13 protein-coding genes and 1 riboswitch are annotated in these 17,316 nt (G+C 72.5%); of the genes, 4 read left to right on the top strand and 9 right to left on the bottom strand.

The features are described from left to right. Positions 1-10 precede the first annotated feature (10 nt). Positions 11-1,585: a methionine--tRNA ligase gene (gene metG / locus AC59HU_RS12395; protein WP_497223737.1), complete on the bottom strand. Its 1,575-nt coding sequence runs from the start codon at positions 1,583-1,585 to the stop codon at positions 11-13. An 84-nt stretch (positions 1,586-1,669) separates the two neighbouring features. After that, positions 1,670-2,491 (bottom strand): 16S rRNA (cytidine(1402)-2'-O)-methyltransferase, encoded by an 822-nt coding sequence (gene rsmI / locus AC59HU_RS12390; RefSeq protein WP_497223736.1) that lies wholly within the window; start codon positions 2,489-2,491, stop codon positions 1,670-1,672. Between the two features lie 43 nt (positions 2,492-2,534). Here rsmI and AC59HU_RS12385 point away from each other — a divergent pair, with 43 nt between their 5' ends. After that, positions 2,535-4,193, top strand: coding sequence for a dolichyl-phosphate-mannose--protein mannosyltransferase (locus AC59HU_RS12385; protein WP_497223735.1), 1,659 nt, complete (start codon positions 2,535-2,537; stop codon positions 4,191-4,193). Continuing rightward, complete coding sequence (locus tag AC59HU_RS12380; protein WP_497223930.1) at positions 4,184-5,251, top strand: YeiH family protein; 1,068 nt, start codon at positions 4,184-4,186, stop codon at positions 5,249-5,251. The genes AC59HU_RS12385 and AC59HU_RS12380 overlap by 10 nt, the downstream gene beginning before the upstream one ends. A 23-nt stretch (positions 5,252-5,274) precedes the next feature. On the opposite strand, the gene AC59HU_RS12375 is transcribed toward AC59HU_RS12380, so the two are convergent. Then, on the bottom strand, positions 5,275-5,589 hold the full coding sequence (locus AC59HU_RS12375) for a DMT family transporter (RefSeq protein WP_497223734.1): 315 nt from the start codon (positions 5,587-5,589) through the stop codon (positions 5,275-5,277). Between the two features lie 14 nt (positions 5,590-5,603). Beyond that, positions 5,604-5,667, bottom strand: a riboswitch (guanidine-III (ykkC-III) riboswitch). Positions 5,668-5,727: 60 nt separating this feature from the next. On the opposite strand from AC59HU_RS12375, the gene AC59HU_RS12370 reads away from it, so the two are divergent. After that, positions 5,728-9,216 carry an AfsR/SARP family transcriptional regulator gene (locus AC59HU_RS12370; RefSeq protein WP_497223733.1) on the top strand — a complete coding sequence of 1,163 codons (3,489 nt, stop codon included), beginning with the start codon at positions 5,728-5,730 and terminating at the stop codon, positions 9,214-9,216. Positions 9,217-9,225: 9 nt separating this feature from the next. Here AC59HU_RS12370 and AC59HU_RS12365 read toward each other — a convergent pair whose 3' ends face one another. The 4 genes from AC59HU_RS12365 to AC59HU_RS12350 all read right to left on the bottom strand — a co-directional run bounded on the left by AC59HU_RS12365 (position 9,226) and on the right by AC59HU_RS12350 (position 12,702). Further along, complete coding sequence (locus tag AC59HU_RS12365) at positions 9,226-10,041, bottom strand: ABC transporter permease (protein WP_497223732.1); 816 nt, start codon at positions 10,039-10,041, stop codon at positions 9,226-9,228. Then, positions 10,038-11,093, bottom strand: a complete 1,056-nt coding sequence (locus AC59HU_RS12360; RefSeq protein WP_497223731.1) for an ATP-binding cassette domain-containing protein — start codon at positions 11,091-11,093, stop codon at positions 10,038-10,040. The genes AC59HU_RS12365 and AC59HU_RS12360 overlap by 4 nt, the downstream gene beginning before the upstream one ends. A 146-nt stretch (positions 11,094-11,239) precedes the next feature. Further along, positions 11,240-12,415, bottom strand: a complete 1,176-nt coding sequence (locus AC59HU_RS12355) for an RtcB family protein (protein ID WP_497223730.1) — start codon at positions 12,413-12,415, stop codon at positions 11,240-11,242. Between the two features lie 152 nt (positions 12,416-12,567). Next, positions 12,568-12,702 carry a hypothetical protein gene (locus tag AC59HU_RS12350; RefSeq protein WP_497223729.1) on the bottom strand — a complete coding sequence of 45 codons (135 nt, stop codon included), beginning with the start codon at positions 12,700-12,702 and terminating at the stop codon, positions 12,568-12,570. Between the two features lie 171 nt (positions 12,703-12,873). Here AC59HU_RS12350 and AC59HU_RS12345 point away from each other — a divergent pair, with 171 nt between their 5' ends. Beyond that, positions 12,874-13,968 carry a sulfurtransferase gene (locus tag AC59HU_RS12345; RefSeq protein WP_497223728.1) on the top strand — a complete coding sequence of 365 codons (1,095 nt, stop codon included), beginning with the start codon at positions 12,874-12,876 and terminating at the stop codon, positions 13,966-13,968. 114 nt (positions 13,969-14,082) lie between these two features. Here the strand turns inward: AC59HU_RS12345 and AC59HU_RS12340 are convergent, their stop codons facing one another. Both AC59HU_RS12340 and AC59HU_RS12335 read right to left on the bottom strand, forming a co-directional pair. Beyond that, a complete protein-coding gene (locus AC59HU_RS12340) occupies positions 14,083-16,386 on the bottom strand; it encodes a thioredoxin domain-containing protein (protein ID WP_497223727.1) in 2,304 nt (767 codons plus the stop codon). After that, the gene (locus AC59HU_RS12335) at positions 16,383-17,117 is read right to left on the bottom strand and encodes a DUF1684 domain-containing protein (RefSeq protein ID WP_497223726.1); all 735 of its coding nucleotides are present in this window, start codon (positions 17,115-17,117) and stop codon (positions 16,383-16,385) included. The genes AC59HU_RS12340 and AC59HU_RS12335 overlap by 4 nt, the downstream gene beginning before the upstream one ends. Positions 17,118-17,316: the final 199 nt, after the last annotated feature.

The raw sequence follows: 17,316 nt of genomic DNA, 5'->3' as shown, positions 1-17,316 counted from the left end.
TCGAACGAGGTCACGATGCCGAGGCTTCGAGCTCGATGCGCGGGAACAGCGCCTCCAGCGGCTGCACCCGGTCACCGCCCCGCCACTCCCAGGCGGTGCGGAGCGGCTGCTCGGAGACCGTGCCGAGACCGCCGATCGCCGTCCACAGCTTCGCCGCGGCCTCGGGCACCACGGGCGACAGCAGCACCGCGAGGGTGCCGAGCCCGCGCACCGCGGTGCTGAGCACGGTGGCGAGCCGGTCGGCGTTCGCCTCGTCCTTCGCCAGCTTCCAGGGCTCCTGGATCGTGATGTAGCCGTTCAGCTCGTCGACGAGCTCCCAGACCCGGGCGATGGCCTCGTGGATGGCGAGCCGTTCGATGGCCTCGTCGGCCTCGGCCGTCACGCGCCGCTCGGTGTCGCGGATCGCCGTCTCGGCCTGGGTCACCGCCGACTCGATCGCCTCGGGGATGGCGCCGTCGAAGTAGCGGGTGACCATGGCGACCACGCGCGAGGCGAGGTTGCCGAAGCCGTTGGCGAGCTCGGCCTGGTACCGCGCGGCGAGGTCCTCCCAGCTGAACGAGCCGTCCTGGCCGAAGTTGATGGCGCGCATGAAGTAGTAGCGGAACGCGTCCGACCCGAAGGTGTCGGTGATCTGCTCGGGGGCGATGCCGGTGAGCTTGGACTTGGACATCTTCTCGCCGCCGACCAGCAGCCAGCCGTGCCCGTAGACCCGCCGGGGCACCTCGAGCCCGGCGGCCATCAGCATGGCGGGCCAGATGACGGCGTGGAACCGGGCGATGTCCTTGCCCACGATGTGGGTGGCGGGCCAGAGCCGGTCGAACTTCTCCTCGTCCGACCCGTAACCGGCCGCGGTCGCGTAGTTCAGCAGCGCGTCGAACCAGACGTAGACGACGTGCGACTCGTCCCACGGCACCTTGACGCCCCAGTCGAAGGTCTGGCGGGAGATCGAGAGGTCGGTGAGCCCCCGGCGCACGAAGGAGACGATCTCGTTGCGCACGCTCTCGGGCTGCACGAAGTCGGGCCGGGTCTCGTAGAGCTCGAGCAGCCGGTCGGCGAACTCGCTCATCTTGAAGAAGTAGTTGCGCTCCTTCAGCAGCTCGACCGGCAGGGAGTGGATGGCGCAGACCAGCTGCCCCTCGTACTTGCCGGTGCCCTCGACCAGGTCGGAGAGCTGCTTGTACTCCTCGCAGCCGACGCAGTAGTAGCCCTCGTACTCGCCGGTGTAGATGTAGCCCGCGTCGTAGAGCCGCTGCAGGAAGAGCTGCACGTTGACCTCGTGCCGCTCGTCGGTGGTGCGGATGAAGTCGTCGTTGGAGATGTCGATGGTCTGGAGCAGCGGCTGCCAGGCCTGGGCGACGAGCTTGTCGGCCCACTCCTTCGGCGTGACGCCGTTGGCCGTCGCGGTGCGCAGGATCTTCTGGCCGTGCTCGTCGGTGCCGGTGAGGAACCAGGTCGGGTCGCCCGCCTGGCGGTGCCAGCGCGCGAGCACGTCGGCGGCGACCTCCGTGTAGGCGTGCCCGATGTGCGGGACGTCGTTCACATAGAAGATCGGCGTGGTGACGTAGAACGTGGAGCCGTCGGACATGCTGACCATCCTAAAGGCCGGGCGGGTGCCGGTGCCGCTGGCAGGGCGCCCGGCGACGACGAGGCCGGGGCCGCAGCCGACGGGTCAGAGGCGGCGGGCCGCCAGGGCTCCCTCGTAGAGGTCGCGGCGGGACAGGCCGGTGGCCTCGGCGATGTCGGCGGAGGCGTCCTTCAGCCGGCGGCCGTCCGAGACCAGCTCGAGCACCTGGGCGACCCCGGTGCCGAGGTCGATCTCGAGGGCGGCGGCGCCGGCGACGACGAGGCAGATCTCGCCCTTGACCCCCTCGGCCGCCCACGCCGCGAGCTCGGCCGCGGTGCCCCGCCTGGCCTCCTCGTAGAGCTTGGTCAGCTCACGCACCACCACGGCACGGCGGTCGGCGCCCAGCGCGGTGGCGAGATCGGCGAGCGAGTCGGCGATCCGGTTCGGCGACTCGAAGAAGACCATCGTGCGGGTCTCGCGCTCGAGCGCCCGGAAGGCGGCGAGACGCTCGCCCTGCTTGCGCGGCAGGAACCCCTCGAAGGTGAAGCGGTCGGTCGGGAGGCCGGAGAGCGCGAGGGCGGTGACCACCGCGCTCGGCCCCGGCACGACGGTCACGCCCACCCCCGCGGCGACCGCGGCGACGACGAGCTGGTAGCCCGGGTCGGAGACCGTGGGCATCCCGGCGTCGCTGACCAGCACCAGGTCGCCGTCCCGCGCGAGCTCGACCAGGGAGGCCGACTTCTCGCGTTCGTTGTGCTCGTGCAGCGGGATCAACCGGGGCCGGTTCTGGATGCCGAGGCCGCGCAGGAGCTTGGCCGTCATCCGGGTGTCCTCGGCCGCGACCACCTCCGCCTGCTCGAGGATCTCGATCAGCCTCAGCGACGCATCCTTGAGGTTGCCGATGGGAGTGGCCGCGAGGATGAGCATGGCCCCAGTCTCCCACCCGGGTCGCACCCGTTAGCATGGCCCGGTGAGCACAGAGGTGACGACCGAGCCCCCGGCCCCGGCGTCGCCCGCACCCCCGGCGCCCTACGACGGGCCCACGGGTTCGCGGCTCGACGACTGGTGGCTGCGCCTGGTCCGCACCCCGGGCCGTCAACGGCTCTGGCGCTGGGGCGGCCCGATCGCGGTGACGCTGCTCGCAGCCGTGCTGCGCCTGGTCGACCTCGCGCATCCGCACAGCCTGGTGTTCGACGAGACCTTCTACGTGAAGGATGCCTGGACCACCTGGAACCTCGGCTACGAGGCCTCCTGGCCCGCCGACGCCGATGCCCAGTTCAATGCCGGGGCCTACCAGATCTTCCAGACCAGCCCGTCGTTCGCCGTGCATCCGCCGCTGGGCAAGTGGATCATCGGGCTCGGCATGGCCGTCTTCGGCGCCGACAACTCGTTCGGCTGGCGCATCTCGGTCGCGGTCTGCGGCATCCTGCTCGTGCTGCTCACGGCCCTGATCGCCACGAAGTTGTTCAAGTCGACGCTGCTCGGCACGATCGCCGGGTTCCTGCTCGCGATCGACGGGCACGCGATCGTGATGAGCCGGGTCGCGGTGCTCGACGGGATCGTCGCCCTCTTCCTCCTGCTCGGCTTCGGCGCGGTGCTGCTCGACCGGGAGTGGCACGCGACGCGGCTCGCCGCCGCGGTCGCGGCCCGGACGACGTACCCGCCCGACCGGCCGGACGGCTCCACCCGGCCGCCGGTCGTGCCCGCCTGGGGTCCGGTGCTCTGGAACCGGCCGTGGGTGCTCGCTGCGGCCGCCGCCTTCGGCTTCGCGTCGTCGGTGAAGTGGTCGGGCGTCTACTTCCTCGCCGCGTTCGGCGTGTACCTCGTGGTGGTCGACGCGCTCGCACGGCGCCGCCTCGGCATCCCGTTCTGGTTCAGCGCGGCCGTGCTCAAGCAGGGGCCGGTGACCGCGGTGCTTCTGCTGCCGCTCGCGCTGGCCTGCTACCTGGTGACCTGGATCGGCTGGTTCTCGACCTCGGGCGGCATGTACCGCAACTGGGCCGAGGCCGCGCAGGGGCAGTGGACCGGCGGGCTGTCGTGGGTGCCGCTGTCGCTGCAGAACTTCTGGCACCTCGAGTCGGCGGTGTACAACTACCACGTCAACGAGCACTCGCCGCATCCGTACCAGGCGAACCCGCTGAGCTGGCTGTTCCTGGTGCGGCCGACGCAGATGTACGTCAACTCGCTGCCGGCCGATCGGTGCGGTGGCGACGTCTGCTACGAGAACATCACCTCGATCGCGAACCCGATCATCTGGTGGTGCGCGACGGCGGCGTTGTTCTACCTGGTGTACCGCCTGGTGCGCAAGCGCGAGTGGCAGGTCGGCCTCGTGCTGATGGGCATGGTCGCCGGCTACCTGCCCTGGCTGCTCTACATCAACCGCACGATCTTCCAGTTCTACACGATCGCGTTCGAGCCCTACATGATCCTCGGGCTCACCTTCGTGATCGGGCTCGCGCTCGGCTCCCGGGGCGATCCGAGACCGGTCCGCACGAGGGCTCTGTGGATCGTCGGCGGCTTCTTCGCGATCTGCGTGCTGGTCTCGGCGTGGTTCTACCCTGTGTGGGTCGGGATGCCCGTGCCGGCCTGGTTCCTCAGCCTCCACTACTGGCTGCCGAGCTGGCGGTGACGCGCCTCGCCGGATCGGCCGGGCTCGCCGGGCTCGCCGTCGCGGGGCTCGCGGCACTGGCGGCCTTCGGCATCCACCTGCTGCTGCCCGCCGTGCCGATGCTCACGGCAGCCGTGGGGCTCGGGATGATCGCGGGTCAGATCCCAGCGGTGCAGCGCGTGCTCGACGGGGTGCTGAAGCCCGGGCTCGCGATCGCGGCCCGGCGGCTGCTGCGGATCGGGATCGTGCTGCTCGGTCTGAAGCTCAGCCTGGTCGACATCGTCGGGCTCGGCTGGGAGACGATCGTGGTGATCGTGCTGATCGTCGGGATCACCTTCACCGCGACGCTGCTGCTGGGGCGCGCGCTGCGGCTGCCCGGCACCCAGCCCATCCTGATCGCGGCCGGCTTCTCGATCTGCGGCGCCTCGGCGGTGGGGGCGATGAGCGCCGTGACGCGCAGCAAGGATGAGGACACCGCGACCCCGGTGGCGCTGGTGACGCTCTGCGGCACCTTGGCGATCTTCGTGCTGCCCGCCCTGCGGATCCCGCTCGGGCTCTCGCCGGAGGACTTCGGGCTCTGGGTCGGCCTCAGCGTGCACGACGTGGGCCAGGTGGTGGCGACCGCGCAGATCGCGGGTCCGGCGGCGCTCGCGGCCGCCGTCGTGGTGAAGCTGACCCGGGTGCTGACGCTCGCGCCGATGGTCGCGATCGTGGGGCTCGTGGAGCGGCGGGCGGATGCCCGGAACGCGGCCCTCGGCGCCGGCCATCCCGACTTCGTGGAGCGGCCGGCGGCGAAGCGGCCGCCGATCGTGCCCCTGTTCATCGCCGGCTTCATCGCCGCGGTGCTGGCGCGCACCTTCCTCGTGCCCCTGCTGCCGCCGTCCGGCGCCTCGGCCGTGCTCGACACCGCCGACCTCGTGCAGACCGTCCTGCTGGCGATGGCGCTGTTCGCGCTCGGCACGAGCATCCGCTTCCGCGCCCTGGCCCGCACCGGCGGTCGCGCCCTCGCGGTAGGCCTCACCTCCTGGGCCCTCATCGCCCTCCTCTCCCTGGCCGCAGTAGCCCTCCTCCGCCCCTGACCGGCTGCGCGAGCTGCCAGAACTCAATGCAGGAGCTTCAGCCCCACTACACAGCCCACGATCCCCAGCACCAGCAGCGTCTTCGCCAGCGAGAAGCCCTCGCCGCCGAAGGCCATCCCGTAGGCGACGGTGAGCGAGGCGCCGATGCCGACCCAGACGGCGTAGCCCGTACCGACGGGGATGGTGCGGAGCGCGTAGGCCAGCCCGCCCATCGAGGCGAGCAGTCCGCCCGCGAAGACGACGGTGGGCCACAGCTTGGTGTACCCCGCCGAGCGGCCCAGGGCCGTGGCCCAGACGGCCTCGAGAACACCGGATGCGATCAGGACGATCCAGGACACGACGACACTCCTCGTGTGGTCAGTCTTGTCGCTCTCCGGGTACTGCGCCCTCGTCCGGAGGCCGCATCGCGGCCTTGGCCCCAGCATGCCCGACGCCCCTGATCACCCCCTGTGCAGGCACGGATTAGGCTGTGCCGGGTGAGCGAGCAACCCTCCGAGACCGGGCCGTCGGGCCGGATCCGCGTCGGCGTGCTCGGCCCGGTCGCGGCCGGCGCCGCCGGTGCCCTCGCCGACGCCTCGGGCCCGCGCGCGAAGGCCCTGCTCGCCTCCCTCGCTCTCGCCGCCCCGCGCCCGGTGTCGGTCGAGCGGCTGACCGACGAGATCTGGGGCGACGAACCGCCGCGCGGCGCGCGGGCGGCCCTGCAGACCCTCGTCTCCCGGCTGCGGTCGAGCATCGGCGACGACCTGATCGAATCGCTCCCCTCGGGGTACCGGCTCGCCCTCGATCCGGCCGCGATCGACCTCCGCGCCGCCGAGGAGCTGCTCGACCAGGCCCGCGCCGCGGCAGCCGACGGCGAGCCCGGTCGCGCCGCCGCCCTCGCCCACTCGGCACTCGCGCTCTGGCGCGGCGAGCCCGGCGCCGATCTGGACGACGGAGCCCTGGCGGCCGCCCTCACCGAGCGGGCGGCCCACGCCTTCGACGCGCTGCAGACGGTCGGGGCGACGGCCGCGCTCGCCCTCGGCCGCCCCGAGACGGCGGAGGAGCTCGCCCGCGGTCTCGCCGCCCGGGCCCCCTACGACGACACCGCCCACCTGCTGCTGATGCGGGCCCTGGATGCGCGGGGCCGGTCGACCGAGGCCGTCGCCGTCTACGCCGGGTTCCGCGAGCGGGTGCAGGACGCCTTCGGCACCAGCCCCGACCGCGAGCTGCAGGCGCTGCACCTCGAGCTGCTCGACCGGGACGCGCCCATCGCGCCCACCCCGCCCACCGCAGCGAACGGGGCAGCCGGAGCGACCGGGGCGACCGGGCGCGCGCCGGGAACCGGCCCCGGGCGGGCCGCCACCACGGGCGAGGCACGCGGTATCCGCGCCGCTCCGAACGCGCTGATCGGCCGCGAGGAGGCGGTGACCGCGATCCTCGCCCTGCTCGAGATCGCGCGGGTCACCACGATCCTCGGCCCGGGCGGCCTGGGCAAGACGCGGGTCGCGCACGAGGTGGCCGCGCGCTCCCTCAAGCGCTTCCCGTTCGTCGGCGTCGTCGAACTCGCAAGCGTGCGCTCGGGCGACGACGTCGTGTTCCAGATCGCCTCCGCCCTCGGCATCCGGGAGGTCGGCAGCAGCCGCCGACTCGGCGACCAGGTGGCCCGCGCCGACCTGCGCACGCGCATCCTGAACCGGCTCGGCGAGACGCGCTCGCTGCTCGTGCTCGACAACTGCGAGCACCTGATCGAGACGGCGGCCGAGTGGTGCGCGACGCTCGCGGCTGAGCTGCCCGGGCTCACGGTGCTCACCACGAGCCGCACGCCGCTCGCGATCTCGAGCGAGCGGGTGTTCGCGCTCGCTCCCCTCGGGGCGGGTGAGACCGATGACGCGGTCACGTTGTTCGTCGACCGCGCGACCGCCGCCCGGCAGGACGCGGTGCTGCCGCGGGCGACCGTCGCCCGTCTCTGCGCGCGCCTGGACGGTCTCCCGCTCGCGATCGAGCTCGCGGCGGCCCGGGTGCGGACGATGTCGATCGACGAGATCGAGCGCCGCCTTTCGAACCGCTTCGCGCTGCTGGCCGGCGGCGACCGCTCGGCCCCGGAACGGCATCGCACCCTGCTCGCGGTGATCGAGTGGAGCTGGAACCTGCTCGGGCGCGACGAGCAACGGGCGCTCGCCCGGCTCTCGGAGTTCGCCGACGGGTTCGGGGCCGAGGCCGCCGGGGCGATGGTGGCGTCGGCCGGCGGCCCGGCGCCGTCCGGCGCGACACCCGCCGGCGCAGCACCCCCAGGCGCCGCACCGGCCGGCCCGGCACCCGGCGAGATCGAGGCGCTGCTCGACGCCCTCGTCGACCAGTCGCTCGTGATGGTGCGCGAGACCGGCTCCGGGCTCCGCTACCGGATGCTCGAGACGGTCCGCGAGTTCGGCCAGCTGCAGCTGGAGCGCACCGGCAGCCGCGACGAGGTGCGCGACGCCCTCTTCTCCTGGGCCGAGGGCTTCGCCCGCTCGCGCCGGCCGCGCCTGGACGGCCGGGGGCAGGTGCCCGCCTTCCGCGAGGTCGCGGCCGAGGAGGACAACCTCATCGACGTGCTGCGCCGCGCCATCGACGCCGAGCATCCCCCGACCGTGATCACCGTGTTCGCGCTGCTGGCCTACTACTGGTCGCTCCGCAGCGCGCACTCCGAGGTCGACGCGTTCAGCCGCCCGGTCTTCGAGGCGATCCGGCGGCACGATCCCGCGCCCGACGAGGTGGATGCACTGGTCACCTCGCTCGCCATCATGTGCGCCACCACGATGGTCGGCGACCTGCGCTTCGCCGTGCGCCCGCTCGGCCTGCTGCGCCGGCTCGTCCGCACGCACGAGGTGACCGACCCGCGACTGGTCGCGATCACGGAGCTGATGTTCTCGGTCGCCGACCCGACGGCCCTGGCCGGCCGGATCCAGGTGATCCTGAGCTCCGACGATCCGGCGACGGCCCTGCTCGGCACCCTGGTCGCCGGGGTCTCGGCCGAGAACGACGGCGATCGCGACACCGCGGCCTCGGCCGCCCGCCAAGGGGTCCGCCTGGCGGCCGGGCTCGGCGACACCTGGGGCGGTGCGATGGCCGCGCAGATGCTGGCCGCGCTGGCGAGCCAGGGCGCCGACCCCCAGGAGGCCCTGCGCTGGGCGAGGCCGGCCCGCGAGGGCCTGGCCGTGATCGGCGCCACCGAGGATCTGAACCAGCTCGACTGGGTGATCGGGATCAACGCGCTGGGCGTCGGCGACCTCGCCGAGGCCGCCGCGGTCTTCGAGCGGCTGGTCGCGCTGCCCGGTCGCACCGACGGCGTCGAGTACCGGTCGATCGGACTCGCGGGTCAGGGCGAACTGCTGCGGGCCCAGGGCCGCACGACGGAGGGTCTCGCGCGGTTGCGGGAGTCGCTGGACTCCTTCGACGCGCCCCGGCTCCGGGCGTCGCCGTGGTTCCGCACGATCCTCTCCGAGACGCTCGCGGCGCTGGTGCTGGATGCCTCGGGCGGCCCGGAGGAGGCGTACCGGCTCGCCCGGCGCATCCGTTCGCGCACGATCGCGACCCTGCGGGTCAGCCCGTTCGCCGATCAGCCGGTGCTCGGCGCCTCGCTCGTCGGCCTCGCGGTCTGGCTGGCCGAGCCGGCGCTGCACGAACCGGCCGACCGGCACGAATCGGCTGATCGGCACGAGCCGGCCGACGGGCACGAGCCGGCTGATCGGCACGGGCCGGCCGACCGGGCCGAGCGCGAGCGCCGAACCGCCCTGGCCCTCGAGCTCCTCGCGCTGGCCGAAAGCATGGGGGCGAAGCAGGACGCCCCCGCACTCCACCTCGCCCCGCTCTTCGAGCGGCTCCGCTCACAGACCTCCGACGCCTCGATCGCCCGCGCCCGAGCAGCGGCCGCCGCCCTCGCACCGACCGAGAGGCCCGGTCGCGCCGCAGCCGTGCTGCGGGCTCCCGGGCCCTGGTCGCTGCGCTGAGCCCGAGGCTCAGGCCTTCTTCATGTAGGCCCGCACGGTCAGGGGCGCGAAGATCGCGACGATCACCGCCGCGCCGAGCAGCGAGATCCACGCGTCGCCCGTCCACGCCCCGGAGTTCGCGAGGTCGCGCACCGCGGTCACGAGGTGCGACACCGGGTTCACGTTCACGAACCACTGCAGGAACACCGGCAGCGTGTCGACCGGCACGAAGGCGTTCGAGAGGAAGGTGAGCGGGAACAGCACCAGGAACGAGATGCCCTGCACGCTGGCGGCGCTGCGGGCGATCACTCCGAAGAACGCGAAGATCCAGCTGATCGCCCACGACGAGACGATCACCAGCAGCCCGGCCAGGATGACGAACCCGATCCCGCCCTCCGGCCGGTAGCCGAGGATGAACCCCATCACGAAGGTCAGCGTCGTGGCGATCGCGTACCGCACGGTGTCGGCCAGCAGTGCGCCGGCCAGCGGCGCGATCCGGGCGATCGGCAGCGACTTGAAGCGGTCGAACACCCCCTTGTCCATGTCCTCCCGCAGCTGCACGCCGGTGACCACCGAGGTGGTCACGACCGTCTGCACGAGGATGCCCGGGATCAGCAGCGGCAGGTAGTTCGCCACACTCCCGGCGATCGCGCCGCCGAAGATGTAGGTGAACATCAGCGTGAAGATGATCGGCTGCACGGTCACGTCGATCAGCTGCTCGGGGGTGCGGCGCACCTTGAGCAGACCGCGCCAGGCCATGCTGAGCGAGTTCTGCACGGTCTGGCCGAGGCCGACGTGGTTCTTCAGGGTGCGCGAGACACCCGGGGCGATGGTGAGCTGGGTCATCGTGCTCCCTCCAGTTCGGGTTCGGTCGCGCGGCCGGCGGGGCCGCCGGTGCCGCTGTCATCGGATGCCGGGACGGGTCCGGATGCGGCATCCCCCGCCCCCGTGTCGTGCCCGGTCAGGGCCAGGAAGACCTCGTCGAGCGTGGGCTGCTGCACCGCGATCTCGGCCACCGCGATGCCGTCGGTGCGGAGCCGGAGCAGCAGGTCGGTGACGCTGTCGGGGTCGGCCATCGGCGCCGTGATCCGGCCGGCCTCGGGCGAGAGCACCGCCTCCACGTGCAGCACGTCGAGGATCGCCAGCCGGGCGCGCTCGAGGCTCGCCGGGTCGGCGAGTCTCAGCAGCAGCGAGGCCGAGCCGACGGAGCCCTTCAGCTCGGCGGCCGTGCCCTCCGCCACGACGACACCGCGGTCGATGACCGCGATCCGGTCGGCCAGCTGGTCGGCCTCGTCGAGGTACTGGGTGGTGAGCAGCACGGTGGATCCGGTCGCGACCAGGCGGCGGATGGTGTCCCACATCTGCGCCCGCGTCCGCGGGTCGAGTCCGGTGGTGGGCTCGTCGAGGAAGATCAGGGGCGGCTGCGAGATCAGGCTCGCCGCGAGGTCGAGGCGCCGGCGCATGCCGCCGGAGAAGTTCTTCAGCGGGCGCTTCGCGGCCTCACTGAGCCCGAACTCCTCGAGCAGCTCGGCCGACCTCCGCCGGGCATCCGCTCGGCTGAGGCCGTTCAGGCGCGAGAAGAGCACGAGGTTCTCGGTCGCGCTCAGCGTCTCGTCGACCGAGGCGTACTGCCCGGTGACGCCGATCAGCTGGCGCACGATCTGCGGTTCGCGCCGCACGTCGTGACCGAAGATCGTGGCCTCGCCGCCGTCGGGCTTGAGGAGGGTGGCGAGCATCCGGATGGTGGTGGTCTTGCCGGCGCCGTTCGGGCCGAGCACGCCGTACACCGTTCCGGTGCGCACGCTCAGGTCGACGCCGTCGACCGCCCGGTTGTCGCCGAAGACCTTGACGAGGCCGTGGGCCTCGACGGCCCAGTCGGCGGATCGTGATTGAGGCATCCGATCTCCTTTCGATCGAGGGGGATGTCTTGGAACCCTGGGGTTCTCGACCAGTGTGCGAGGGCGCGCTTGCACGGGGCTTACACGGCGCTGACACGGGGAGGGTCCTCGTGTCAGCACCGTGCATCCGTGCGGTCTCAGGCGGTTCAGTTGCCCTTGACGTTCACCAGCTGGTGCAGGGTGTGACGGATGCGCACCAGGTCGCGCGCATCCTCCATCACCCGGTCGATCGGCTTGTAGGCCTGCGGGATCTCGTCGATGAAGGCATCGGTGTCGCGGAACTCGATACCCGTCATCGCCTCACGCAGCTGGTCGTGCGTGAAGGTCTTGCGGGCCCTGGACCGCGAGTACTCCCGGCCGGCGCCGTGCGGCGAGGAGTCGAGCGCGAGCGGGTTGCCCCTGCCCTCGACCACGTAGCTCGCCGTGCCCATCGACCCCGGGATGAGGCCAGGAGCGCCGTCGGTCGCGATGATCGCGCCCTTCCGGGAGACCCAGACCTCCTTGCCGAAGTGCTTCTCCTTCTCGGTGAAGTTGTGGTGGCAGTTGATCCGCTCCACCTCCTCGACGGGCACGCCCATCCACTCGCCCGTCTGGCGCACGACGCGGTCCATCATCTCCTCGCGGTTCAGCAGCGCGTAGTGCTGGGCCCACCGCAGCTCGGCGATGTAGCGGTCGAACTCGGCCGTGCCCTCCACCAGGTAGGCGAGGTCGCGGTCGGGCAGCTCGATCCACCAGCGGGCCGTCAGGTCCTGGGCGATCGCGATGTGCGCTCCCGCGATGCGGTTGCCCACGCCCCGGCTGCCCGAGTGCAGGAACAGCCAGATCGCGCCGGTCTCGTCGGTCGACACCTCGATGAAGTGGTTGCCCGAGCCGAGGGTGCCCAGCTGCTCCCGCCAGCGCTTCGCGTACCGCGCCGGGTCGAACCCGGCCGCGGCGGCCTGCGCTTCGAGCTCGGCGATCCGGGGCGCGGCCGTGTCGACGACCCGGCGGTTGACGCCGCCCGCCGAGAGCGGGATGGCGCGCTCGATCTGCTCGCGCAGCTCGGTCAGCCCCTTCGGGTTCGCGACGAGCTCGTCACGGGTGAACTGCGTCTTGACGGCGATCATGCCGCAGCCGATGTCGACTCCCACGGCCGCCGGGATGATCGCCCCCAGGGTGGGGATGACCGAGCCGACGGTCGCGCCGAGGCCGAGGTGCGCATCCGGCATCAGGGCCAGGTGCGGGTACACGAACGGCATCGTGGAGGTGGTGACGGCCTGCGCGCGGGCGTTCTCGTCGAGAATGCTCGCCCAGCTGTACAGGCGGTCGGTGATCTTCTCCATGGTCCTTTCTCTCTTCTTCTTTCGTTCTTCACGGTGCCCGTTCGGACCGGGGCCGCCTCCGCCGAGTGGGCGGGAACGACGGAAGCATGAGAAAAGCCCCGGACCTGGACGCGGTGCGGGGCTCGGACGCTGCCCCTCCTCGGGGCGGCGGATCAGGCCGGATGCACCACGACGGTGTGCTCGAGATCGCGATTGCCGGCGAGTGCGCGGGCAGGGGCGATGACGAGCTGTCGCTGGATGCGCTGCTGCTTCAGCGTCGTGATCGTGGTCGTGGTCTCGATCGACATGGCTCGTCCTTTCTCGTGCGAGGTCGGGGGGGGGTGGCCGGTGATACGGCTTGGTCACGGTAGCGGTGGGCTCGGCCCGCGCGCAAGGGCCTGTCCGACGACCGTTATGTTCACGTTACTTTCTGTTGCGATTACCAGCCGGGGGCTTCGGTTCGTGATTAGCGTGGAGCCGTGACCAGGAACACTGCTCAACGGGTGTCGCCGTATCTCGCCTCACCCCTCGTCTCGCCCCAGTGGCTGGCCGACCATCTCGGGTCGGACGGCCTCGTCGTGGTCGACGCGACGGTGCTGGGCGGGGCGATGCCGGGCGGGGCGTCGTCGGCAGGGTCGTCGGCGGGCGAAGCAGTCGGCGGGGCGGTGGTCTCGATCGGGCGCGGGCCGGTCTGGCGGAGCGGGCGGAACGCCCACGACTCCGGCGACCGCATCCCCGGCGCCGTCTTCGCCGACCTGCTCGACGGGTTCTCGGCGCCCGACGGCGCCCACGTCTTCAGCCGGCCCGATGCCGCGCGCTTCCAGGCGTCGGTGCGCGAGCTCGGGATCGACGCCGAGTCGACCGTGGTCGTCTACGACGCCGGGGCCGGGCAGTGGGCCGCGCGACTGTGGTGGTTGTTCCGGTCGTTCGGGCACGAGCGGGTCGCGGTGCTCGATGGCGGACTCGGCGCCTGGCGCGACGAGGAGCGGCCGCTCGAGCGCGTGTCTGCGTCTTTGTCGGTGTCGATGGCGGTGTCGTCGTCACCGTCGTCGTCGTCGCCCACGGACCTGTCGTCGGCGGAGGAGCTGTCGGAGGACGGCGAGGAGTTCGCACCCTTCGTCGCCGTGGCGCAGCCCGGGTTCTGGGTCGACAAGGCCCACGTGCGGTCGGTCGTGGCCGGATCGCGGAGTGCGCTGCTGCTGTGCGCGCTGTCCGGCTCCGACTTCCGCGGCGAGACGGGGCTGCAGGCTCGGCTCGGCCACATCCCCGGCAGCCTCAACGTGCCGGCCGCCGGGCTGTTCGACCGCGACCGCTCGCGCTGGCTCAAGCCGGCCGCGCTGCGGGAGCGGTTCGGGCGGGTGCTCGACGCGCTCGCTCCGCCCGTCGGGCGGCGGCCCCCCGCCGCGGCGGCCGAGTCGCCGCGCGTGATCACCTACTGCAACCAGGGCATCGCGGCCTCGGCGACGGCCTTCGCGCTCGCGGTGCTGGGCGAGACCGACGTCGCGGTCTATGACGGGTCGCTCGAGGAGTGGACCGCCGACACGCACGCGCCGCTGGAGGTCTCGGCGGCCTGAGGCGCGGCGTCTCGCCCGGGTCTCCACCGAACGGAATGAGATTCGGGGGGTCCGAGTGGAATGGACACGTGACCCCCTCGATTCTCCTTCCGTTCGGAAGCCGGCCTCGTGCTGTCAGGTGCCGAGGCCCGAGGCCTCGGTCGTGGGCAGCCGACAGACGAAGTCGAGACACCGATAGGCGGTGGGCGCGCCGCCCTGCGTGATGCGGCCGGCGAACAACTCGAAGCCGGACTCGGCGAGCATCGCTGCCTGCTCCTCGGTGGCCACCGCGACGACGGCGCCCGTGGCCATCCGCACCGCGGCCCGCAGCCCCTCGGCCCGCATCCGCGCCTCCTCGCCCGAACGCCGCCCGGGCCAGGACTCGATGAGTGCAGGCTCGATGAGTGCAGGCTCGATGGGCGCGGACTCGAGGGGCTCAGGCTCGAGGGGCGCGGGCTCGACGAGCACGAGCTGGGCGCCGGGGCGGGAAAGGCGCGCGAGGAGCTCGAGGGTGGCCCCGAACGCGATCGGCTGCTGCACCGCGAGGGGCACGAGCGGCGCGAGCGCCCGACGTGCGGCGTCGCGGTAGCGCGGCTCGGCGGTGAGCGCGTGCAGCAGCAGCGCCGCCGCGGCGCAGGCGCTGGTGCCCGAGGGGTAGGCGCCCTCCGAGGGATCGAGCTCGGCCGCGAGCCCACGACGGCGCAGCACCGGGTCGCCGCCGCCCGGGGCGACGAAGACGGGCCCGCCGGCCGCGGGGGCGAGCTCGGAGGCGCCCTCCGGCGCCTCGGCCCGGTGCACCTCGGCGCCCTCGGCTGTGACGCCGACGATCTCGCCGTGGTTCAGATCGATGCCGTCCGCGCTCCGGAGATCGGCGTCGAGGTGCCGCTCCGCGCCGTCGGCATCCACCTCGACGCGGCGCTCGACGTGACCGCCGGCGCGACCGCCCGACTGGTCGTCGGGCAGCACCGAGTCGACGAGCATCCGGCCCGCCATCGCGTACCGGGCCGACCCCGTGACCGCGGCCAGGCGCAGCACGCCCTCGGCGAGCATCCCGAAGTCTTCGAGCGTGGCCACCGCCGCCGAGGCGACGCCGTCGACCGAGGCGCGCACGAGACGACGTTGCGAGCCCGAACCGGCACCCGAACCGGATGCCGGCGGCAGGTGGGTGGTGAGCAGGTAGTCGGCGGCGTGCTCGGCGGCCATCGCCCACTCGCCGCGGTCGAAGACCAGGGAGGCGTGGGCGAGGGCGCCGATCGCCAGGCCGTTCCACCCCGTGAGCACCTTCTCATCGAGGGCGGGCGGGGTCTGCCGCGCGCGCTCGGTCGCGTCGAGGCGGTAGTAGCCGCCCTCGACGCGGCGGCCGTCGACGGTGCTCTCGGAATCCTGCGCCGAGGCGAAGCCCCCGGACGGCAGCTGCAGCACCTCGATCAGGAACCGTGCGATGCCCTCGGCGGCCTCGCGCGCCCAGGGCGCCGACGGGTCGGCGGCCCAGACCGTGCTGTAGGCGTCGAGCAGGAGGGCGTTGTCGTAGAGCATCCGCTCGTAGTGCGGGTCGCTCCAGTCGCGCCGGGTGGAGTAGCGGAAGAACCCGCCCTCGACCGGGTCGCGGAGGTCGGAGGCTGCCATGGCCCGCAGCGTGCGGACGGCCAGTGCGAAGGCGCTCGCGGCGTCGTCACCCGAGGCGCCGCCCGTGCCGTACTCCAGCAGGAAGCGCAGCACCGGAGCCACCGGGAACTTCGGCGCCCCGCCGAACCCGCCGAACTGCCGATCCTCGTACTGACCGAGCTCGGCGACGATCCCGGACAGCTGCTCGGGCGAGATACCGGCAACGCCGGCCCCGGCACCGCCGGCCCCACCCGCCCCGGCACCACCCGCTCCGGCACCAGCGCCCCCACCGGCACCCACACCACCGTCGCCGCCCTCCCCCACCGCGACCCGCCCGCTCTCGGCGAGCGCCGACGCGATGCGCTCCGAGACCTCGACGACCTCGTCGTGCCGGGTGGTCCAGGCCTCGGTCACCGCGTCCAGCACCTGGCCGAACGAGGCGTGCCCCTCGACCGGCACCGGCGGCGAGTAGGTGCCGCCGAAGAACACCTTGGCGTCGGGGGTCGTGAACACGTTCAGCGGCCAGCCCAGGTTCTGCGTGAAGGCTCCGGCCGCGGCCAGGTAGGCCGAGTCGACCTCGGGATGCTCCTCCCGGTCGACCTTGATCGCCACGAAGCCCTCGTTCAGCCGGGCGGCGAGCACCGGGTCGCTGAAACTCTCGCGCGCCATCACGTGGCACCAGTGACAGGTCGAGTACCCGATCGAGACGAGCACCGGCACGTTGCGGGCCGTGGCCTCGGCGAACGCCTCCTCGCCCCACGGATACCAGTCGACGGGGTTCTCGGCGTGCGAACGCAGGTACGGGCTGATCGCCTGGGCCAGCCGGTTCGTCATGCCGCCGCCTTCCGCACGACCGTCTTCTCGCCGGCTCGCACCGGCACGGTCAGCCGGTTCTGCGCCGGCGGCAGCGGGCAGACGTAGAAGTCGGAGAAGGCGCACGGCGGCAGGTAGGCGCGGTTGAGATCGACGTCGATCTCGCCGGCCCCGCCGTCGGCCCGCAGGGGCAGGAAGCGGAAGCGGTAGGTCTCGTCGCCGCTGGTCGCGTCGGAGAAGACGGCCTCGAGGCGGGTCACCGGGCCAGTGACGACGAGTTCGACCTCGACACCCCCGATCTCGACGGTGACCGTTCCGGCGAGCGCCTCGCTCTCGACGTAGCCGTCGATCTCGGTCAGGTCGATCGTCGCCGCGTCCTCCGCGGGCTCGAACCGGCCCCGCAGCACCAGTGCCGGGTCGGGCTCGTAGGCGTCGATGTCGGCGACGGCGGCCCGGGAGGGCGCATCAGGGTCGAGCACGCGCAGGGCGACGTCGTCGTCGCGACGGAAGTTGCGCAGCAGCAGACCGCCGACGAGCATCTCGCCGCCCTCGTCGATCGTGCAGTCGTCGCCCACGATCGCGGCGCCGTCGAGGTACCAGGTGCCCGGAAGGCCCTCGATCGTCTGTGGCTCGGGCGAGAGCCAGTGCGTGCCGACGAGTGCGGCCAGGCCGTGCGGGGCCGTGATCAGGCGCAACCGTGCCTGGTGCCAGGCGTTCCACGAATCCACGAATTCCTGCCGACTCTCGCTCACGCGTCCGAGCCTACGCCGCATCCCGCGCCCGTCGCCGAGCGCAAGTTTCTGCTCAGCTTTTGCTCAAGACGCCGTTCTCGACAGTCGTGGCCCACTAGCGTTCAGATGCCGGTGTGGGCCGCATCACCCGAGCGACACACCCGGCGCCCACCCGAAGACGGTCGGCTCCGCGCGAGGCCCCCACCCCCCCGCGCGGGGC

This window comes from Herbiconiux sp. 320_LB, from assembly GCF_059691755.1.
The sequence above is the reverse complement of the archived record's forward strand: the minus strand, read 5'-3'. Positions and strand labels throughout refer to the sequence as shown.